This is a genomic window from Pseudomonas persica (assembly GCF_900291015.1).
Classification (GTDB): Bacteria; Pseudomonadota; Gammaproteobacteria; order Pseudomonadales; family Pseudomonadaceae; genus Aquipseudomonas.
Genome location: NZ_OLKL01000010.1, coordinates 73,786 through 94,558, shown reverse-complemented (window position 1 = coordinate 94,558; position 20,773 = coordinate 73,786). Strand labels below are relative to the sequence as shown.

Annotated in this window: 18 protein-coding genes and 1 tRNA gene; 8 read left to right on the top strand and 11 right to left on the bottom strand. The window is 64.7% G+C overall.

All coding sequences use genetic code 11. The features are described 5' to 3' along the window. Positions 1-5: 5 nt before the first annotated feature. The 3 genes from FQ664_RS04150 (at position 6) to FQ664_RS04140 (ending at position 3,699) form a co-directional block, all read left to right on the top strand. Positions 6-1,436, top strand: coding sequence for an aldehyde dehydrogenase family protein (locus tag FQ664_RS04150; protein ID WP_144170519.1), 1,431 nt, complete (start codon positions 6-8; stop codon positions 1,434-1,436). A 384-nt stretch (positions 1,437-1,820) separates the two neighbouring features. After that, complete coding sequence (locus tag FQ664_RS04145) at positions 1,821-2,066, top strand: hypothetical protein (protein ID WP_144170518.1); 246 nt, start codon at positions 1,821-1,823, stop codon at positions 2,064-2,066. Between the two features lie 415 nt (positions 2,067-2,481). Next, a complete protein-coding gene (locus tag FQ664_RS04140) occupies positions 2,482-3,699 on the top strand; it encodes a DUF3422 domain-containing protein (RefSeq protein ID WP_144170517.1) in 1,218 nt (405 codons plus the stop codon). Positions 3,700-3,784: 85 nt separating this feature from the next. Here FQ664_RS04140 and FQ664_RS04135 read toward each other — a convergent pair whose 3' ends face one another. From FQ664_RS04135 to FQ664_RS04115, 6 genes are all read right to left on the bottom strand, one after another. Continuing rightward, entirely contained in the window at positions 3,785-6,196 is a 2,412-nt protein-coding gene (locus FQ664_RS04135; protein WP_144170516.1) for a DUF3772 domain-containing protein, read from the bottom strand. A 55-nt stretch (positions 6,197-6,251) separates the two neighbouring features. Then, on the bottom strand, positions 6,252-7,310 hold the full coding sequence (gene ada, locus FQ664_RS04130; protein ID WP_144170515.1) for a bifunctional DNA-binding transcriptional regulator/O6-methylguanine-DNA methyltransferase Ada: 1,059 nt from the start codon (positions 7,308-7,310) through the stop codon (positions 6,252-6,254). Positions 7,311-7,451: 141 nt separating this feature from the next. Beyond that, positions 7,452-8,078: a DNA-3-methyladenine glycosylase family protein gene (locus tag FQ664_RS04125; protein WP_144170514.1), complete on the bottom strand. Its 627-nt coding sequence runs from the start codon at positions 8,076-8,078 to the stop codon at positions 7,452-7,454. Between the two features lie 88 nt (positions 8,079-8,166). Next, a complete protein-coding gene (locus FQ664_RS04120; RefSeq protein WP_144170513.1) occupies positions 8,167-9,324 on the bottom strand; it encodes an MFS transporter in 1,158 nt (385 codons plus the stop codon). 83 nt (positions 9,325-9,407) lie between these two features. Continuing rightward, positions 9,408-9,545, bottom strand: coding sequence for a hypothetical protein (locus FQ664_RS27180; protein WP_178090946.1), 138 nt, complete (start codon positions 9,543-9,545; stop codon positions 9,408-9,410). Positions 9,546-9,745: 200 nt separating this feature from the next. Next, a complete protein-coding gene (locus FQ664_RS04115) occupies positions 9,746-10,963 on the bottom strand; it encodes an MFS transporter (RefSeq protein ID WP_144170512.1) in 1,218 nt (405 codons plus the stop codon). Between the two features lie 208 nt (positions 10,964-11,171). Here FQ664_RS04115 and FQ664_RS04110 point away from each other — a divergent pair. Continuing rightward, positions 11,172-11,248 (top strand) — tRNA-Met (locus tag FQ664_RS04110). Positions 11,249-11,331: 83 nt separating this feature from the next. Here FQ664_RS04110 and FQ664_RS04105 read toward each other — a convergent pair. Then, positions 11,332-11,946, bottom strand: a complete 615-nt coding sequence (locus FQ664_RS04105) for a LysE family translocator (RefSeq protein ID WP_144170511.1) — start codon at positions 11,944-11,946, stop codon at positions 11,332-11,334. Positions 11,947-12,192: 246 nt separating this feature from the next. Between FQ664_RS04105 and FQ664_RS04100 the strand changes: the two genes are divergently transcribed. Further along, positions 12,193-13,110: a LysR substrate-binding domain-containing protein gene (locus tag FQ664_RS04100; RefSeq protein ID WP_144170510.1), complete on the top strand. Its 918-nt coding sequence runs from the start codon at positions 12,193-12,195 to the stop codon at positions 13,108-13,110. Here the strand turns inward: FQ664_RS04100 and FQ664_RS04095 are convergent. The 4 genes from FQ664_RS04095 to FQ664_RS04080 all read right to left on the bottom strand — a co-directional run bounded on the left by FQ664_RS04095 (position 13,050) and on the right by FQ664_RS04080 (position 15,620). After that, on the bottom strand, positions 13,050-13,625 hold the full coding sequence (locus FQ664_RS04095) for a D-Ala-D-Ala carboxypeptidase family metallohydrolase (protein ID WP_144170509.1): 576 nt from the start codon (positions 13,623-13,625) through the stop codon (positions 13,050-13,052). The genes FQ664_RS04100 and FQ664_RS04095 overlap by 61 nt on opposite strands. A gap of 67 nt (positions 13,626-13,692) precedes the next feature. Beyond that, positions 13,693-14,331 carry a carbonate dehydratase gene (can, locus tag FQ664_RS04090; protein ID WP_025337641.1) on the bottom strand — a complete coding sequence of 213 codons (639 nt, stop codon included), beginning with the start codon at positions 14,329-14,331 and terminating at the stop codon, positions 13,693-13,695. A 51-nt stretch (positions 14,332-14,382) separates the two neighbouring features. Next, entirely contained in the window at positions 14,383-14,838 is a 456-nt protein-coding gene (gene rimI, locus FQ664_RS04085) for a ribosomal protein S18-alanine N-acetyltransferase (RefSeq protein ID WP_046616794.1), read from the bottom strand. Further along, complete coding sequence (locus tag FQ664_RS04080; RefSeq protein ID WP_144170508.1) at positions 14,835-15,620, bottom strand: energy transducer TonB; 786 nt, start codon at positions 15,618-15,620, stop codon at positions 14,835-14,837. The genes rimI and FQ664_RS04080 overlap by 4 nt, the downstream gene beginning before the upstream one ends. A 285-nt stretch (positions 15,621-15,905) precedes the next feature. Here FQ664_RS04080 and mksB point away from each other — a divergent pair, with 285 nt between their 5' ends. The 3 genes from mksB to mksF are packed head-to-tail and all read left to right on the top strand — an operon-like array spanning position 15,906 to position 20,720. Continuing rightward, complete coding sequence (mksB, locus tag FQ664_RS04075; RefSeq protein ID WP_144170507.1) at positions 15,906-17,195, top strand: Mks condensin complex protein MksB; 1,290 nt, start codon at positions 15,906-15,908, stop codon at positions 17,193-17,195. Then, a complete protein-coding gene (gene mksE, locus FQ664_RS04070) occupies positions 17,185-17,892 on the top strand; it encodes an Mks condensin complex protein MksE (protein WP_063911191.1) in 708 nt (235 codons plus the stop codon). Before mksB ends, mksE begins: the two co-directional genes overlap by 11 nt. Next, the gene (gene mksF / locus FQ664_RS04065; protein WP_144170506.1) at positions 17,889-20,720 is read left to right on the top strand and encodes an Mks condensin complex protein MksF; all 2,832 of its coding nucleotides are present in this window, start codon (positions 17,889-17,891) and stop codon (positions 20,718-20,720) included. Before mksE ends, mksF begins: the two co-directional genes overlap by 4 nt. Positions 20,721-20,773 lie beyond the last annotated feature (53 nt).

The window sequence follows — 20,773 nt, the reverse complement described above, 5'->3', positions numbered from 1 at the left end:
CGACCATGACCACTACCCACTACATCGCCGGCCGCTGGGTCGAAGGCCAGGGCAGCGACTGCATCAGCGTCAATGACCCGGCGCTGGGGCAACCGTTCGCCGAACTGATGGCGGCCAGCGTCGCCCAGGTCGACCAAGCCGTGAGCGCTGCCCGTGGCGCCTTGCCCGCCTGGAAAACCACCAGTGCGAACGAGCGCGCTGCCTACCTGCACGGTTTTGCCGAGCAACTCGGCCAGCGCCGCGAAGCGCTGATCACCTTGCAGATGCGCAACAACGGCAAGCCACGTCACGAAGCGGAAATCGACCTGGACGACGCCATCGCCACCTTCAGCTACTACGCCGCACTGGCCGAGCAACTGCCATCGAAGAACCGTGACGTACCATTGGCTGCAGCGGGTTTCACCGCGCGCACTCGCCTGGAGCCGGTGGGCGTGGTCGGCCTGATCGTGCCGTGGAACTTCCCGCTGGTGACCAGCGCCTGGAAGCTGGCCCCGGCCCTGGCCGCCGGTTGCACCGTGGTGCTCAAGCCGTCGGAAGTCACCCCGCTGATCGAGCAGAGCTACGGCCAGATCGCCGACAGCCTGGGCCTGCCGGCCGGGGTGTTGAACATCGTCAACGGCAAGGCCGAGACCGGTGCCGCACTGAGCAACCACAATGGCCTGGACAAACTGTCGTTCACCGGCAGCAACAGCGTCGGCAGCCAGGTGATGCGCAGTGCGTCGGCACAGTGCCGGCCGGTGACGCTGGAACTGGGTGGCAAGTCGGCGATCGTGGTGTTCGATGATTGCGATGTCGACCAGGCGGTGGAATGGATCGTCGCCGGTATCACCTGGAACGCCGGGCAGATGTGCTCGGCCACTTCGCGGCTGCTGGTGCAGGACGGCATTGCCGATGCGCTGCTACCGCGCTTGCAGGCGGCACTGGAAAAGCTGCGGGTCGGTAACCCGTTGGCCGAAGAGGTCGACATGGGACCACTGACCAGCCAGGCGCAGTGGTTGAAGGTGGTCAGCTACTTTGCCACCGCGCGGGAAGAAGGCCTGCAGTGCCTGGCCGGGGGCAAGGCGCTGGACCGGGACGGCTGGTTCGTCAGCCCGACGCTGTATGCCGATGTGCCGCAAGACAGCCGCCTGTGGACCGAGGAAATCTTTGGCCCGGTGCTGTGCGCACGGCGTTTTGCGACCGAGGAACAGGCGATTGCCGAAGCCAACGACAGCCGTTTCGGGCTGGTGGCGACGGTGTGCTCCGCCGACCTGCAGCGCGCAGAGCGGGTGGCCGATGCGCTGGAGGTTGGCCATGTGTGGATCAACTCGGTGCAGGCGGTGTTCGTCGAGACCTCGTGGGGTGGCACCAAGGGTAGCGGGATCGGGCGTGAGCTGGGGCCTTGGGGGTTGTCGGCCTACCAGTCGGTGAAGCATGTGACGCGGTGTTTGGGCTAGGGGTTCGCCGAGAGATTTTCAGCGTCTGTCAGATCAAGCGCCGCCACAAAATTCAAGCCAGGCCCCCTGACATCCGTAAGACTTTTCCCAACCTGAAACCAAATGCTTCAGATAGAAGTAGCTTGGGAATTATCCTACCCGCGCAGCAGCCGTTTCTCTGTTGTTGAAGATGAGCATCAGGGCTAATTTCCCCGGGTCGTCACAAATGGCGACCGAGTGTGAGAGCCCGTGTTGATCTAGTTGCAACCTCAGCGGTAGCTGTGCGCGGGCAGGCTTCGTCCTGGCCGGGTTCCTAGGTCTCCGGTCTCTCACTCCGCGTACAGCTGCCACCCAATCCTGTGAGAGGGAATGGGCGGTAGCTCCTGACCGACCTAGGTGAACGCTATGAAGAAACTTGTACCCGACCCACCTGTAAAACCTGGCTCCAGCCCGTTCTACACCATCAACAACGACCTGCCCTCCCCCGAGGCGCTGCGATACATCTCGCAGTTGCTGCTCGGCATCGAGGACACCCTCGACGAATACATCTGCGCCAATGCTGGCGAACCAGGCGTCGGGTTGCTGGTCAATACCGTGCATAACGTGCAGATGACCCGGGCGCTCAACCTGTTGCTGTTGAACCGTGAGTAAGACCTGACATCGATGCCGGATTCACCGGCCTCTTCGCGGGCACGCCCGCTCTCATAGAAAAACACATAGATCATTGATTTAGCAGGGACTCTGTGGGAGCGGCTTTAGCCGCGAACACCGGCGCAGCCGGTGCCATGCACCGCGTTGGATTCTTCGCGGCTAAAGCCGCTCCCACAGGGTACGCGTACCGCTTGCGAATTCAGTTCTCTACGCGACAGCGCAGCCCAAAGGACTGGGCGATCTCCCACAGGTACAGCACAGTACTCAAGGGCGGTGCCGTACTTGTGGGAGCGGGTGTGCCCGCGAAGGGGCCGGCACAGGCAACACAAAACGCCCACCCGCGTGACTTTCCCGTTCCCCCGCAAAGTCCCACTTCCTGGTACCCCCACAATCACAACACCAGGCCGGACCACCCATGCACCCTCAACGCACCGCCTTGCACAATGAACTGCACGCCCGCCCGTCGCTGTATTTCGACGGCCCGGCGCAGGTCTTCCACCTCGCCCTGCTCGGCGGCGATGCTGCCTGTGCGGCACTGCTGCAACGCTGCTGCCCGGATGCCCTGGACACCGCAGCCGCCCAGGGCATCACCCGCCTGGATGGCCATCCGTTCAAGTGGGAGCGGCACACCGAGTTCTTCACCCTGACCCTGGTGGTGCCCTGCACTGCCGCCGACACCGAGTGGCAAACGCTGCCGCCGGTGCTGGCCGAGGCTATCGCCCCGCAAGCGGCGCAGGTGATCAACGCGGTGCAGGTGCTGGTCCGTGACGAACACGAACTGGACCTGCCCCAATACGGTTTCAAGGACCCGTGCGGCTCCTGCGTCGGCGGTGGCGATGCGGTGGTGTGGAGCGATTTTCGCCTGACCGAGGACGGCACCAACCGCTTCCTGTTCATCAACCGGCGCCTCAATGCCTACCGCCAGGGCCGCATGATCCGCCGCCTGCTGGAGATCGAGACCTACCGCATGATGGCCTCGCTGACCCTGACCACGGCCAAGGACCTGAGCCAGGAACTGGATGCCTTCGACAAGACCCTGGTCAGCCTCTCGGAACGCAGTGCCGGGGTCGATGGCCATGATTCCAAAGGGTTGCTGGAAGCCATTGCCCACCTGTCACGCCAGGTGGTCAGCCGCACGGTGAAAACCCGCCACCGCTTCGGCGCCACGCAAGCCTATGCGCAACTGGTGTTCGAGCGCCTGGGCGAGCTGCGGGAAAACCATGTGGGCGACTGCCAGCGCCTGGGGGTGTTCATCGAACGTCGGTTCAAGCCGACCGTGCGCTACTGCGCGGCCACCGAGCAGCGCCTGGAGCAGTTGGCGAAGAATGTGGCCAATCTGGGCGACCTGTTGCAGGCGCGGGTACAGGTGGAGATGGAAGAACAGAACGCCGAGATCCTGCGCAGCCTCAATGCCCGGGCCGATGCCCAGGTGAAGATCCAGCGGGCGGTGGAGGGGCTGTCGATCATTGCCATCACCTATTACCTGCTGAACTTGTTCAAGCTGCTGTACGGCGGGCTGAATGTGCTGGGGCTGGGGCTGACGGCGCGGGATGGGCTGTTGGCCATGGCGCCGCCTGTGCTGCTGGTGTTGCTGGTGATCTTGCTGCGGATCAGGCAGGCCAAGCAGCATTGAGGCAAGGGGCTGCTTTGCAGCCCAATCGCCGACTCGTCAGCTCTCGACGCGGTCCTTGTGGGAGCTGGCTTGCCGGCGATTGGCTTCACGCCGACTCGTCAGCCGGGCGCCCGTTCTCTTGCACCAACACCATGCTCTGCGGCGAAGACAAGGCAATGCCTTCATCACGCAAGCGCCCAAGGATGGTGAACAGCAGGTCGCTGCGGGTACCGGAGACCTGCCGCGGCCCCGCTACGTATCCACTCACCCCAATCACCATGCCGCTGCTGGTCAGATCCTTGAACGACACCGACGTGGCCGGCGCATCCAGAATTGCCTCGTGCTCCTGGTACGCCGCCAGCAGCAGTTCACGCACGTGGTTGGCATCGGTCTCCAGCGGCAGCGTCAGCGTAATGCCGACCACGCCCAAGGCATTGCCCATGGTCACGTTGCGCACGTTCTGGGAAATGAACTGCGAGTTGGGCACGATAACCGTCGAACGGTCGGACATCTGGATCTCGGTGGCGCGCACGTTGATACGGCGAATATCGCCCTCGACGCCCGCCAGGCTGACCCAGTCGCCCACCTTGACCGGGCGCTCGGTCAACAGGATCAGGCCGGAGATGAAGTTCTGCACGATCTGCTGCAAGCCGAAACCGATACCCACCGACAGGGCACTGACCACCCAGGTCAGGCTGGTGAGGTTGATGCGCAGGGTCGACATCACCAGCATGGCCAGGAAGATGAAGCCCAGGTAACCCACCAGCGTCACCAGCGAGGCACGCATGCCGGCGTCCATGTCGGTTTCCGGCAGCAGGCGATCGCTCAGCCAGCGCTTGACCACGCGGATGGCGAACAGGCCACCGAAGAACATCACCAGCGCCAACAGGATGTCCTGGGGGACAATGTTCATGTTGCCGAGCAGCTTGCCGCCGGTACCGTCCCAATCACCCAGGCTCAGTAGCAGCTCGCTGGGGCTGGTGCCCGACGGCATCAGGGCCAGCAGCAGCGCCAGGAACAGCACCACGGTACGGCCGATGCCGGCCAGGATGGTGCTGGCCTGGGCCTGGTGACGTGGCGCCAGGCCCAGGGTCGAGGCCAGCGCCAGGCCGCCGGGTTGGCGGGGCGACAGCAGGGTTTCGCACAGGTCGCCAAAGAAGGTGGTCAGCAGGTAGGCACAAGTGACCACCAGGCTGACCCACAGCAGCTTGGCAGTAAGGAAGTAGGCGAGTGTCAGGTAACCGGTGAGCAGGGCCAGCAGGATCAGCGTCAGCCAGATCACCATCACGAACGGGATCAACCCGGCCAGGCCGGTGGGGCGCTCCAGGTCATGCTTGCGCAGGGTGCGGCGGTAACGCAGCAACGCACAGGCGAAGGTGACCGCCACTACCAGCGCGGTCAGGCCGTTGACCGCTACGGTCAGCGCCAGGCTGGCACCGATCACGCTGTTGATGCGTTCCATGGTCATCATGACCATCAGCGCCAACGCCAGCACCTTGGGGAACCAGCCCAGTGCACTGGCCACTTCGTCGTGGATCGGCGGCAAGCGCCAGGACGGGCGTTGCAGCATCAGCATGGCGCGGCCCAGGCCAGTGATGAAGGCGCTGAACACCACCAGGGCGAGCACATGGTTGGCCAGGCTGGCGATATCGGAGCCCAGCTCGGCGCTGCTCTCCAGCCCCCACCGCAGCAGCGAGACCGAGCCGGCGATGGTACCCAGGGTTGCCAGGCTCACACCCAGCGCCAACGCACTGCGGCGCAGGCGGCCTTCGGGTAGCCAGCTGACCATGGCGTTGGCCAGCAAGCGCTCGAGCACGCGGCGCACCAAGGTCCAGACCAGGACTGCCGCCACCAGGCTGGTAATGAACAGCCAGCGATGCTCGGCGCTGAAGGCGCTGCCGATGGCATCGGCCGTCTCGCCACGCAGGTCACGCAGGCGCCCCACATCATCCTGGGTGGGGCGAATGATGCTCTGCCAGAATGCCGGACTCAGCGGTGAGGCCGCGCGGCTGGTGATCTGCGAGTTGAACTGGCTGCGGCGCAGGTTGACGATTTGCGTGGACAGGTCGCGGGCCGATTGAGTCAGCTTGGCAGCCTGGTCCTGCTGGGCTACCAAGGCCTTCTTCTCGGCCTCCAACGCTTTACGCTGCTGGGTCAGGGTGGCGGCCTCGTCCGGCTGGACCGGGCCGATGACCTTGAGCTGGTCGTCGACTTTTTCTACATCCGCGGTGCGCAGGGCAGTCAACGCATCGGCTTGGCGCTGAACCTGCATGGCGCCCAGGCGCAGTTGCGACAGCAGATCGTCGTTGGCCTCGTTGGAGACACCCTGACGGATCTGGTCCAGGCGCTCGCTCAGTTGCTCGAAGCTGGCGTTTTCATCCAGCACGGGCGCTTCGGCAACCGCCAGGTTGGACAAGGGCGTGGCCGGGGCCGACCAGGCCGGGCTGGCAAGCGCCAGCATCAGGGCCATCAGGACCATCAGGCCAGGGCAATAACGGGCAAGGCTGAGACGCCTCATCGAATATTCCTCTTACAATTCGATTTGGCGGCGGATTCTACTCGGCTTCACGCGATCAGGTGAGTGCCGTTTCTCGCTTGAGCAGTTGCTGTTTGCGCTCGACGCCCCAGCGGTAGCCGCTGATGTCGCCGTCCCGGCGCACCACCCGATGACAGGGGATGGCCACGGCGATGCGGTTGGCCGCGCAGGCCATGGCCACCGCGCGCACCGCCTTGGGTGCGCCGATGCGCTCGGCGATGTCGGTGTAGCTGACCCGGCTACCGGCCGGCACTTCGCGCAGGGCCTGCCACACCCGTTCCTGGAAGGCCGTGCCTTGCACATCCAGCGGCAGGGCCAGGCCCAGTGCCGGGGCTTCGACGAAGCCCACCACTTCGGCAACCAGCCGTTCGTAAGCGCTGTCGCCGCCGATCAGCCGGGCCTTGGGGAACTGGTCCTGCAAGTCGTGCAGCAGTGCCTCGGGGTCGTCGCCCAGCAGTATCGCGCAAATGCCCTTCTCGCTCTGGGCCACCAGGATCGCGCCCAGAGAGCACTGGCCGAGGGCAAAGTGGATGGTTGCCCCGGCGCCGCCGGCGCGGTATTGCCGCGGGCGCATGCCCAGGCGCTGGTCGGCGCTTTCGTAGAAACGGCTGTTGGAGTTGTAGCCAGCGTCGTAGATGGCATCGGTGACCGAGCGCTGGCCATCGTCCAGGCTCGCGCGCAGGCGCCGGGCGCGAAAGGCGGTGGCGTAGGCTTTGGGGGTAAGGCCGGTTTCGGCCTTGAACAGGCGATGCAGGTGAAAGGGGCTGACGGCCAGTTGGGCGCTGAGCTGGTCGAGACTGGGCGCGGGGTCGCTGGCTTCGATCAGGCGGCAGGCGCGGGTGACCAGCAGGCTATGGCGGGTGGCGCGGGCGTTGATGGTGGCGGTGCAACGTTTGCAGGCGCGGTAGCCGGCGGCCTCAGCGGCGGCTGGGGTGTCGTAGAACTCGACGTTGGTTCGCTTGGCCAGGCGTGATTTGCAGCCGGGGTGGCAGTAGATGCCGGTGGTGCGCACGGCGTAGACGAAGTGGCCGGTGGCGGCGCTGTCGCGGGATTCTACGGCTTGCCAGCGTTGGTCGAGGGTGGTGTAGGGGTTCATTGGTTAGTGTCCAGATAGGTTGATGCCTGTACCGGCCCTTTCGCGGGTGAACCCGCTCCCACAGATACTGCATAGACTTTCAAGACTGTGGGAATCCCTGTGGGTTTACCGCGAAGAGGCCGGTACAGGCAGTGCAAAACGTCAGGCCCGCCACAGGTACCAGGCCGCCACGGTGCGGTACGGCCGCCAGCCGCCGCCCAGCGAACGCATCTGCGCCGGCGTCGGCGCCTTGTCCAGCCCCTTCAGCCGCCGATACCCCTCGCGCACGCCAAAATCGTCCACCGGCAGCACGTCCGAACGCGCCAGGCTATAGATCAGCAACATCTCCACCGTCCACCGCCCTACCCCGCGCAACGCCACCAGCCGTTCGATCAACGCCTCGTCAGACATGGTCAGTGCCTCCTCCCGGGTCGGCACCACACCCTCCACACGGCCCTGGGCAATGCCCTGGATCGTCGCCATCTTGCTCGCGGAAAAACCACAGGCGCGCAGGGTTTCCGGGGTAACCGCCAACAACTGCTCCGGCCCTGGGAACGCAGCCTGCGGAAACAGCGCCAGCAACCGCCCAAGAATTGCCTCGGCGGCACGGGCATGCAACTGCTGGTAGGCAATCGCCCGCACCAACACCTCGTAAGGCTCACGCCCCGGCGTGGCCTGGTGCAGGCAAGGCCCGGTCACCGCGATATGCCGCGACCAGTCCGGGTCGAGCGCCGCCAGGTATTCGGTGGCCTCGCGGTAAGCAGCAGGCGAAAGGTCGGCCAGGATCATGGCACCTCCAGCAAGTCGATTGCAGGTCCAGCTTAGCGCAGCCGCTCATCCCCAGAACGCCGGTTCTTGCGCGACCAATTCCTGACCGTCAGTCTGCTATCACCCGCAACCGCCCCGCGCGCCGGTACGACTGCCGGGCAAAGCACACGAACAATCCGGCCATCAGCGCCAGTGCGATGGGCAGGCCATGCGGCGCCACATCCATCGCCGCACCGCTGACCAGCGGCCCGACCAAACTACCCACGCCCCACAACAAGCCTACGCTGGCATTGGCGGTCACCAGGTCCTGCCCCTTGAAGCGTTGCCCGATCAGCACCAGCGCCAGGGTATAGATGCCCCCTGCCACTGCGCCCAGCAGCACCAGCAGCGGCCACAGCAGCCAGGTCATGTTCAGCAGCCAGGGCAGGCCGCTACCGATCGCCATCGCCAACAGCCCGCACACCAGGTGCAGCCCGGTACGCTCCACCCGGTCGGCCAACCAGCCGAGCGGCAGCTGGAACAGCATGTCACCGGCAAACACCACAGTCACCATCAGCGCCGCCACGCCCACGGCAAAACCATGGCTGGTGGCGTACACCGGCAGCAGCGACAGCACCACGGCATCGAAGAACGAGAAGAACAGCACCGCCATGCACAACGCCGGCGCCACGCGGAAGAAACCGGCGAGGCCGAAGCTCTTTTCACCCTCGTCATGTTCGACCTGGTCGTTGGGCACGGTCAGCACGATGCACAGCAGCGCCAGGCCATAGCAGGCGGTGACCACAGCGGTGATCCACGGGCTGTCGGCGCCAAGCACCGCCAGCATGGCCGGGCCGAGCACCTGGAAGCCAGTGAAACTGGTAGCGTACAGGGCCATGATCTTGCCGCGGTTGTGCTCCGGGCACAGCTCGTTGACCCACGACTCGCCGAGAATGATGGCGATCCCCATGCCCAGCCCCAGGCCCAGGCGCAACAGCGCCAGCAGCCACAGCGAGGCGAACGCCGATTCGAGCAAGGCGATGCTGAGCGTGCACAGGCTGAAGCACAGCAGGTAGATGGTGCGCCGGGTGAGGTGGCGACAGCAGGCGTCGACCAGGAACGCCGAGAGCATCATGCCGGCAGCAGGTATGGCCGAGATGATGCCGATTTCCAGGGTACTCGCACCGGCCTCATGCAGACGCAACGACACCAGCGGCAGGCTGGCCCCCAAACTGAAACCCACGACCGAAACGGCGAACAACAAGCCCGCCAGCAAACGCATGTTCATGTACCACTCCTTGCAAACCGAAAAGACGTGCAGACACAGGCGCGCACGCCAGGGCGGCGAGCGACGCGAAAGCGCAGATCAGTTCAGGCGCGGTGTGGCGAGAAGGTGAAGGCAAACAGCACGCTGCGCCGACGCTTGAGCACCGTGTCGCTCGGCCAGGCACGACGCAGGGCCTGGAGGGCCGGCTGGCGGGCATTTGGCAGGGACTGGGTACGGCACATTGCTTTGGCTACTACGCAGGTGGTTGGGAAAAGAGGCGGCACTCTAGGCCAAGGGTGTCAGGCCGTCAATCGTCGGGGGCCGCTGCGCGCCCCATCGCCGGCAAGCCAGCTCCTGCAGGGATTGCGCATGACTGGAGGCCGGTGCGGTCGAGGTGGGAGCTGGCTTGCCGGCGATGGGCTGCAAAGCAGCCCCGGCAGTATCAGCGCTTACCGGTACTCGGCAAGAACACCGCCAACAACCCGAACAACGGCAGGAACGAACACACCCCATATACATATTCGATACCGCGCAGGTCTGCCACATACCCCAGCAGCGCCGCGCCAATGCCGCCAAAGCCGAACATCAGCCCGAAGAAGATCCCGGCAATCATGCCCACGCTGCCCGGCACCAGCTCCTGCGCATACACCACGATCGCGGAAAACGCCGAGGCCAGGATAAAGCCGATCACCACGCTCAACACCGTGGTCCAGAACAGGTCGGCATACGGCAGCGCCAGGGTGAACGGCGCCACGCCAAGGATCGAGAACCAGATCACCGCCTTGCGCCCGATGCGGTCACCGATCGGCCCGCCAAAGAAGGTACCCGCCGCCACTGCACCGAGGAACAGGAACAGGTGCAGCTGCGAGCTGGCCACCGACACATCGAACTTCTCGATCAGGTAGAAGGTGAAGTAGCTGGTGAAGCTGGCCATGTAGAAGTACTTGGAGAACACCAGCAAACCCAGCACGATCAGCGCCGCGATTACCCGCCTGCGGGAAATGCCGTGGGTCGCCTGCACTGCCTTGCGCGCCTTGGCCTGGTTGAGGTGTTCCTTGTACCAGCCACGCAGCAGCAGGGTGACGCCAAGGAAGAACAGCGCAGCCAGGCCGAACCAGGCCACGTGAGTCTGGCCGAACGGAATGACAATGGCCGCCGCCAGCAGCGGGCCCAGGGCCGAGCCGGTGTTGCCGCCGACCTGGAAGCTCGACTGGGCCAGGCCGAAGCGCCCGCCCGAGGCCAGACGCGCGATACGTGAGGTCTCCGGGTGGAAAGTCGACGAGCCGATACCGACCAGCGCCGAGGCCAGCAGAATCATCGGGAAGCTGCCGACGAAGGCCAGCATCACGATACCCACCAAGGTGCACAGGGTGCCCAGCGGCAGCAGGTTCGGTGCTGGTCGGCGATCGGTAAAGAAGCCCACCCAAGGCTGCAGCAGCGAGGCGGTGATCTGGAACGTCAGGGTGATCATGCCGATCTGGGCGAAACTCAGATCGTAGTTGGCCTTGAGCATCGGGTAGATCGCCGGTAGCACCGACTGGATCAGGTCATTGATCAGGTGCGCCAGCGCGCAGAAGCCGATGATACGCATCACCAGCGGTGTGGCTTGGCTGGCCGCCGCATGGGTGGACGCCTCGGAGGCGCTACTACTGATAGCCATGAGCCAGAATCTCCGTCCTCGGTTTGGGATCCGATTATCGGAAAAGAAATAGATACATAGCTACCTTTTTTATTATCCGGATCGCCCCGGCGCAGCAGCCCGCAGTGCGCTAAAACCGGGCCTGGCCGCTAAGTTTTTGAAAGCGTGCAAATTTTTTTTGAAATGAGTGTTGACAGGGGGGCCGTTCAAGAGAATAATGCGCGCCATCGGCTACATAGCTCAGTTGGTTAGAGCATAGCATTCATAATGCTGGGGTCCGGGGTTCAAGTCCCTGTGTAGCCACCAAACAAGACGAAGGGCTTACCGAAAGGTAAGCCCTTTTTCTTTGCCTGCGAAAAACACCACAGGCCCGCCCTCCTTCTCCCGCCTCAACGCATGCCGGTAACAGCGACGGCCAGGCCAAGCCCTATCAGCGCCAGGCCGATCACCCGATCCACCAGCCCTTGCCGCTCGATCATCGCCTTGCGCAATGCCGTACTGGAAAAGAACACAGCCACCAGGCTGAACCACAGCCAGTGGGCAACGGACATGAAAGCACCGTAGGCAAAATCCAGTACCAGCGGGCTGCCGGGTTGCACCACCTGGGTAAAGGCGCTGATGACGAACAGCATGGTCTTGGGGTTGAACGCGTTGGTCAGAAACCCCGTGCGCAGGGCCTGCGTTACGCTGGCCGCGGATGCGGCGCCCCCGTCGAGGCTGATGCGCCGGGTGTTGGTCAACGACTGGTAGCCCAGGTAAACCAGGTAACCCGCGCCCAGCACTTTCATAACCAGGAACAAGGCCGGGCTCTGGCTGATGATCACCGCGATGCCCAGCACCGTGTACAGGACATGCACCTGCACCCCCAGGGCGATCCCAACGGCGGCAGCCAACCCGGCCTTGCGGCCCTGCGCATAACTGCTGCGGGTGACCATGGCGAAGTCGGCTCCGGGGCTGATGACGGCGAGCAGGGTGAACAGGGCGACGGCGATGAGTTCGGTCATGCTGGTGGCTCTCGATAGGCGATGGAAATGCACAGACCCTGTAATTATCGAGAGCTTATAGCCCCGGAAAAATCGATTTATAGTGAAGCAAACCTGATAGCTTTCCTCACAGATATATAGAACCCGTGCCGGCCTCTTCGCGGGTAAACCCGCTCCCACAGGTGATGTGCCGCCCTCAAGTTCGGTGCAGTCCCTGTGGCAGCGGGTTTACCCGCGAAGAGGCCGGCACAGGCAAACAGGGATGCCATGAAACTGCCGCCACTCAACGCCTTCCGCTACTTCGACATCGCCGCCGAAACCGAGAGCTTCGTGCGCGCCGCCGAGCACCTGCACGTCACCCACGGCGCGGTCAGCCGCCAGGTGCGCCTGCTTGAAGAAAGCCTTGGCGTGGAGCTGTTCGAGCGTCGCAACCGGGCCATTTTCCTCACCCCTGCCGGTCGCGCCTTGCAGGGCACCACCCAGGCGATCTTCGAGCAGCTCGAAGGCGCCGTGCAGCGCCTGCAGCAACAGGCCCGCGACAACGTGCTGGTGCTGTCGTGCGAACCAACCATCGCCATGCGCTGGCTGATCCCGCGCCTGCCCCGCTTCCATGCCGCCCACCCCGACCTGCAGCTGCACCTGGTGGCCGCAGGCGGGCCACTGGACTTCACCCGCAGCGGTGTCGACCTGGCCATACGCCGCGATGACTTCCACTGGGACAAGCAGCTGTACAACCAGAAAATCTGCGACGAATGGATCGGCCCGGTGTGCCACCCCACCTCCCCCATCCAGCTTGAAGGCCAACGCCTGCTGCACAGCGCCACTCGCCCCGGCGCCTGGCCCACCTGGCTGCGCCTGAGCGGCCAGCAGGCCCGGCACACCGAGCGCAGCGACTACGAGCATTTCTACCTGTCGATCAAGGCCGCCAGCGCCGGCCTGGGCCTGGCCATGGCCTCAGTCCTGATGGTGGGTGACGAACTCGACAGCGGGCAGTTGCAGGCACCGTTCGGCTTTGTGCGCGACGGCTCGGCCTACCACCTGCTCAGCCCGCAGCCCGTGGAAGACGGTGGCAAGCGCCAGCGCTTCGCCGCATGGGTGATAGGCGAATGCCGGGGCTGCCTGGCTCATCGGGGCTTGATACAGAACGACGAAGCGGAACGGCCGTCACCCCCCCAGGTACGGTAGCCCGCGGTATCCACATGAATACGCCCGGACGGGTAGCGGCCCAGGCCCATGTTCCAGGCCTGGCCATACTGCTGCCAGAAACGGCACAGCGGGTTGGGGTCCGCCCAGGCAGGTAGCAAGATATCGACGGCGAAGGCCCGGGTATGGGCACTGTTGGCTGCCCCGCCGGCACAGACGTTCAGGCGTGGGTCGCGGTAGGCCGAAACCACCTCGAACTGACGCAGAATGCCTTGATCGTCGAGCGTCTTGATCAGCGAGAGCGTCGAACGTACTGCCGGCCAGTTGCTGACCGGCGGCACGGCGAAGGGGGACGCGTGGCACTGCTTCCAGTCCGAAGCCGAACGCAGCAGCTGATGGATAGGCACTATGCCGTAAAGGCGGGCATCCACCAGCATTTCACGGAAGGGACGGGTGTGGTGGTCGCCAGCCCACTGGGCGAACATCCACAGGTCGCGCTCCTCGGCGTGAGCAGTGGCCGCTATCAGCAAGCCTGCCACCAGCAGCCGTTTTTTCATCCTTTACCCATCCCTGCATAGCAAACAAAACCTGCCCACAACGCGCTGTGAATAACCCAGGCGCCCGTTACTCCAACGCCCGCAACCGATACTGCGGCGGCAGCTGGGCAAAGCCGCTGATGGTGGTGTCCAGGCTTTTCCACCGGCCATCCTTGATGCCATAGATGCAGCCATGCACCGACAGCTCCTGGCCACGGTGCCAGGCGTTCTGCACGATGCTGGTGTGGGCCACGTTGGCCACTTGCTGGATGACGTTCAATTCGCACAGGCGGTCGACCCTGGCCTCTTCGTTGTCCAGCTTGGCCAGCTCGGCGCGCTTTTCGTAATACAGGTCGCGGATCGAGCGCAGCCAGCCGTCGATCAGGCCCAGCTGGCGGTCCTGCATGGCGGCGCGCACGCCACCGCAACCGTAGTGGCCGGTAACCAGGATGTGCCGCACTTTCAGTACCTCCACCGCGTACTGGATCACCGACAGGCAGTTGAGGTCGGTGTGCAGCACCACGTTGGCGACGTTGCGGTGGACAAACAGATCGCCCGGCAGCATGCCGACGATTTCGTTGGCCGGTACGCGGGCGTCGGAGCAGCCGATCCAGAGGAATTCCGGAGTCTGCTGACGGGCCAGCTTGGCGAAGAAGTCGGGGTCGCGCTGGTTGATCGCGTCGGCCCAGCGGGCATTGTTGTCGATCAGTTCCTGCAGGTCGTGCATGGTCGTTGCCTCATCAGGTGTGCCTGCATGACAGCGCCAGCCCCTGCAAGGTCAATCCTCGAGCAGGGTGCAGGCCATCACCAGGGCGTCTTCACGGCCGCCGGCAACCGGGTAATAGTCGCGGCGGCGGCCGATTTCGTTGAAACCGTAGCGCTCGTACAAACGATAGGCCGACTGGTTGCTGGCGCGCACTTCCAGGAAGCACTCGCGACCATTGAGCTGGTAGGCCCGGGCCATCAGGTGTTCGAGCAGACGCAGACCCAGCCCGCGGCCCTGGTTTTCCGGCTTGACGGTGATGTTGAGCAGGTGCGCCTCGTCGATGATCACGTTGATCACGCCATGGCCCACTTGCTGCTGGCCATCGAACATCAGCCAGACTTCGTACGATTTGAGCGCATCCTGAAAGATCCCGCGGGTCCAGGGATGACTGAACGCGGCATATTCGATCTTAAGTACGGCATCCAGATCCGCCTCGGTCATCGGGCGGAAGCTGATCGAGTCACTCATTCAACGCTCTTCCAGCGCGCCATCAGCTGGCGCATGGCTTTCCAGACGTCCGCCTTGCGCTGCGGCTCGTCCATCAACAGTTCAAGGCCCGGCAAGGCCCAGGCTTCGCCCAGGCCCTCGAGCTTCAGGGTTTGGTAATAGGCTTCGGCGTCGACATTGGCGGCAAAGCGCAGCGCCGGCAGGCCGATCAGCCACAGGCAGGTGCACGAGGCGTCTTCCAGGCGCGCCTGGACAAAGCCCTGGACGAAATCGCGCGCGGCCTCCGGGCCCTGGTCCATGTTGCCGCGCACCAGCAGCGGCCAGCGCACCGGCTCGCCGATGATCTGCGGGGCGTCGGGCAGGCCGGCGGCGCGCAGCATGTCCTTGAGCAGCAGGTAGGACGGGTCGCGGCTCTGGAACGGCTGGCCGGTGGCCAACTCCACCAGCAGCAGGCAACTGCCGGCACGCAGCAGCTGCAGCGAGAAGCGCGGGGGCGGCACCGGGGCCGGCCGCGGTGGCGGGGCCGGCTCCTCGACCTCGGTGGGCTTGGTGGCCGGCTTGGGCGCACTGCCCGGGCGCGGGATCTCGATTTTCGGCCGCTCGCCGGAGCGGGCCTGGGGGCTGGCGGGCGCCTCGTTGGCAGCCGGTGCCGGCCTGACGTCGAAATCGAGGTCCTCGACCGGCGCCACCGGCAACAGCAGCTCGGGCCGCGACGCTGCGGCGAACGGCAATTCGGCGCGCGGCAGCCATTGCACCACTTGCATGGCGGAAAGGTAGGCGCGGCGACGGGGTTCGGTGAGCAAGGGGCGGGGTTCCGAGGGGCGAAAACAATTGGCCATTCTAACGCTGTTGGCATTCGAGTGGCGCAACTGGTCGGCGGATTTTTGTTGCCTGTACCGGCCCTTTCGCGGGTGAACCCGCTCCCACAGGGCCTTGTGCAGTACCTGTGGGAGCGGGTTCACCCGCGAAAGGGCCAGTGAATCCCCTACAAGGATGAAGGATATCTCTCATTACAGACCAAGGGGTGAAAACCTCCCCCCCGGATGCAGTACAATCGCCCCCTTTTTCTTGGCAACGAGTCGAAGCCAATGATCGAACCCAAGCGCGTCCTGCGCGCCCTAGCCGAACACTGGGCCCTGATCGAGCCGCTGTGCGAGCGTTTCGACCAGGGTACCCTGAGCCTGGTCGAATTGCGCCAGCATGTGGCCCGCCAGCAGGTCGAGAGCACCCCGCAGGACATCACCCAGCTGCTCGACGTGTGGATCCGTCTGGATATCCTGGTCCCGGTGGCCAAGAGCCCGAACCGTTTCGAGCTCAACGCGCAGATCCACGACTTCCTCGCCTACCTGCGCCGTGAACACCGGCTGGGCCTGTGCCTGGAGATCGAAGCCTACCTGCGCCATCTGGAACGCCTGGCCGGGCATATCCAGGACGCCTTCGACAACCGCGACAGCGACGACCTGGCGCGCCAGCTGCGCCTGCTCGACATGCGCGTGCGCGATGTACTGAAGAAGCTCGACAACGACGAACAGGCACTGGTGGCCGTGGCCGAGCGGGCCAAGACCAGCAACCGCCAGATCCCGCTGCGCCAGCGCTATGCCGAAGTACTGGCGACCTGGGACGAGTACGTCGAGCCGATGATCCAGCTGGTCAACGCCGACGGCGCCTTCGAACAGGGCGTACGCAAGGTCGAGACCGTATTGCTGAAGCTGCTGGGTGAACAGGCGCGCCTGGGCCACCTGGTCGACGACGACATGCTGCTGCGCACCCACGCGCGCATCCTGGAAATGCAGACCAGCGCCCAGCTGACCCTGCGCCACGCCCGTGAACTGCTGCTGCCACTGCGTGAAGAAGCCCGCCGGCACAACGCCGTGACCCGTGGCGCCGCACTGGCCCTGTCGGTGATCCGGCGCAAGGGCATCGACGCCGTACCGCAAGCGGCCATGCCGATGTTCACCCGCCCGCAAAGCACCTTCCTCGGCAGCGCCAGCCAGGTCGAGGCCTATGTCTACGCGCTGGCCCGCTTCGAGCCCAAGCCGGCGCGCTTCCCCAAAGCCCACAAGACCCAGTCCGGCCCCCTGCCGCGCGCACCGCGCACGGTCAAGGAAATGGCCGAGCGCTGCGAACAGGCCCTGCCGCTGCCCGACCTGATGGTCTGGCTGCTGGAGCAGGAACCCGAAGGCGCCACCGACGAACTGCTGTACTGGTTCTCACGCCTGTCGCGGGAAAAGCGCTTCAAGCGCGAACGCCTCGACCGCCGCGAGTACAGCACCCAGGAACACCTGGTCAGCCTGCGCTCGTTCGCCCTGACTTCCAGCCGCGAAGACGCCGCCAGCGCGCCTACCGAATCCACCGCGAGCCCAGCCCATGCATCTTGATCTTTCCGAACTGTCCCAGCTCGCGCCGATCTTCCGCGAGCTGTTCAAAGGCTTCCACGTCAGCCGCCGCGACCCCGAGCTGTACGCCCAGCTGTCGAACTTCCAGGACCAGTACCGCACCCTGTTCAAGGCCTTGGGCTTCGAACTGGTGTGCGACACCCGTGGCTTCTACTACTTCGTCCCGGACATGACCGCCGCGCAGGTCAACAAGACCGCGCAACGCCTGTCGCTGTTCACCTTCATCCTGGTCGAACACCTGGCCGACCAGGGCCGCGACCCGATGGCCGTGCTCGATGGCGGCAGCATCGGCCGTGACGAACTGCCCTCGCTGCTGGACAAGTACCGCGACCTGTTCCTGCAGGCCGAAGTGCAGACCGTGGACGAGCTGGAAGAAAAAATCCTGCGCCGCATGACCCAGCTCGGCTTCGCCTTCGAGGAAGGCGGTATCTACCGCTTCCTGCCGCCGATGCATCGCTTCCTCGATGTGTGCCTGGCCGTGCAGCAGGACCGCGACCTCGCTGCCACCCTGCACAGCGACCTGCCGCTGCCAACCCCGGTGCTGGTCGAGGAAGAAAGCCCCGAAGAACTCAACCGCACCGACGACCCGCTCGACCTCAGCCCCTTCGAGGGCGAGGAAAGCGAAGAGCAAGCCCTGGCCCGGGCCATCCGCGAAGAGCAACAGGAGATTGACGCATGAGCCAGGAACGCTACGGCATCCGCCGCTTCGCACTGCTCAACACCGCCGGCTACAGCCTTGGCCTGTTCCCACTGGAACAGCCGCTGTCGGTCTACGGTGCCAACAACCTGGGTAAATCGGCGTCGATCAACGCCCTGCAGTTCCCGATCCTGGCGCGCATGTCGGACATGAGCTTCGGCAAGTACAGCCTCGAGCAGTCGCGCCGCTTCTACTTCGCCAGCGATACTTCGTACATTCTCTGCGAACTGAGCCTGCCCCACGGCCCGCACGTGATCGGCGTGGTCGGCCGCGGCCCGGGCGGCGGTTTCGGCCACCAGTTCTTTGCCTACAAGGGCGAACTGGACCTGGCCCACTACCAGAAGAACGACACCTGCCTGCGCCACAAAGAGCTGTTCACCAACCTCGAACGCTTAGGGATAAAAGCCTACGAGCTGAAGCCGGACGAGCTGCGCCGGCTGCTGGTCGGTGGCCACACCTCGGTGCCGCTGGACCTGACCATGATCCCGCTGCGCTCGACCAGCGAGCAAAGCCTGAAAACCTTCCGCGCGCTGTTCATCAACCTGCTGCACATGCGCGAAATCACCGCCGCCAAGCTCAAGCAGCTGTTCCTCGACGCCTTTGAACACAGCCTGCGCTCGGGCAGCGTCGACTACATCGCCGCCTGCGAAGAAGCCTTCCGCGACGTACGCCGCATGGAGCAGGACTACAACGCCCTGGTCGCCGCCGGCCCACTGGTCGAGGCCCTGGCCGGTGGCGTGGCCCAGCGCGACATCCTGCGCGGCAAACTGCACCGCATTTCGCCGGTGCTCGACACCCTGCTGGGCACGTGGCAGGAATACGCCATGGCGCGCAAGGAAGAGCTGGTGATCCAGGCCGAGCACTACCGTGGCGAGCAGGACCGCCTGCAGAACGACCAGCGCGGCGGCACCCAGGAACTGATGCGCCTGGAGCGTGAAATCACCGGTATCCAGCGCTGGCTGGGCGAGCTGTCGGTGCTCAAGCACCGCTTCGCCCTGGTCGATGACGTCAAGGGGCTGGAGCAGCAACTGCTGGCGGCCAAGGACGCCCACGACGAACTGGCCGGCGCCCTGGCCCAGTCGCGGCAGTTCAGCGCCGAAGACCTCGACGAACGCGTCCGCGACCTGGAAAAGCGCCTGAAGCAGGTCAGGCAACAGCTCGACCACGCCGACAACAACAGCTACGCCCGCCTGCGCGAAGAGTTCTCGCAGCAGGACGTCGACCGCCTGATGCGCCTGTTCAACGGCGCGCTGTTCAGCCTGCCGCTGGGTGACCGCGGTATCGAACTGGACGACAGCGACCTGTGGGTAAAATCGCTGGAGGCAGTACTCGACGGCTTCAAAGGCGAACGCTTCGAAGCCCCTGGCTTGTCCATCGACCTGTCGCACATCGACCCACCGGCGCTGCAGGCCCTGGCCGACCGTGCCGCCCTGCGTGACCAGAAAGAGCGCCTGGAAAAAGAGCTGAAGCAGCTCAAGACCCAGCAAGCAGTGGCCGCCGACCGCTCCGCCTCCAAGGCGCAGACCGAAGCCCTGTACCAGCAAGTACTGGACGCGCAGAAAGCGCTGGAAGACTTCCGCCGCAGCGAAACCCTGGCCGCCGAAGAGCCCGAGAAGCTGGAGCAGCTGTCGCAGCTGGAAGCCGCCCAGGACGAACTCAAGCGCTCCAGCGACGCCTTCACCGAACGCGTCCAGCAACTGTCGGCCAAGCTGCAGCTGGTGGGCCGGCAGATCGGCGACCTCGAGGCCAAGCAACGCACCCTGGAAGACGCCCTGCGCCGTCGCCAGCTGTTGCCGGCCGACCTGCCCTACGGCACGCCGTACATGGAAGCCATCGACGACTCGATGGACAACCTGCTGCCGCTGCTCAACGACTACCAGGACAGCTGGCAGAGCCTGCAGCGGGTGGACAACCAGATCGAGGCGCTGTACGCCCAGGTGCGCCTGAAAGGCGTGGCCAAGTTCGACAGCGAAGACGACATGGAACGCCGCCTGCAGCTGCTGGTGAACGCCTACGCGCACCGCACCGACGAAGCGCTGACCCTGGCCAAGGCCCGCCGCGCCGCGGTCACCGACATCGCCCGGACCCTGCGCAACATCCGCAGCGACTACGACAGCCTCGAACACCAGCTGGCGCTGTTCAACCGCGAGATCAACAAGCGCCAGGTCTCCAACCTGGAGAGCTTCCGCGTGGTGCTGGCGCCGAACAAGGAAGCGCTCAAGCACATCGACCAGATCATCCACAGCGCCGGTCAGTACGAAGAAGGCGAAACCCTGTCGGTGTTCGACCTGACCCAGAGTGCCGAACAGGACAACAAGAACGAAGAGGCCAAGGAATACCTGGCACGACTGGTGGCGGCCAACCACAACCAGCTGGGCCTGAAGGACCTGTTCGAGCTGGCATTCGAGATCACCAAGGTCAACGGCCAGCCGGTGATCCATGCCGACATCGACGGCGCGGCATCCAACGGCACCACCATGACCATCAAGGCGCTGACCAACATGTACCTGTTGCTGCACCTGATGGACCGCGACCTGGCCGGGCGCATCCGCCTGCCGTACTACCTGGACGAAGCGGCGGACATCGACGAACGCAACCAGGCGGCGCTGCTGGAAACCAGCCTGCAGCTGGGCTTCGTGCCGATTCTGGCGAGCGTGAAGCCGCAGGTGTCGGCGCGGGTGGCGATCGACCTGGAAGGCGGCAGCGGGCCGAATGGCATCTACATCGACGAAGCGGACTGGAAGTTCATCAGCCGTCGGGATGAGGTGAAGGCGGTTGTGCGTGAGGATCAGGCCGAGGAATTGGCCTGATATTGGTGCATCGGGGCCGCTTTGCGGCCCTATCGCTGGCTTGCCGGCGAAAG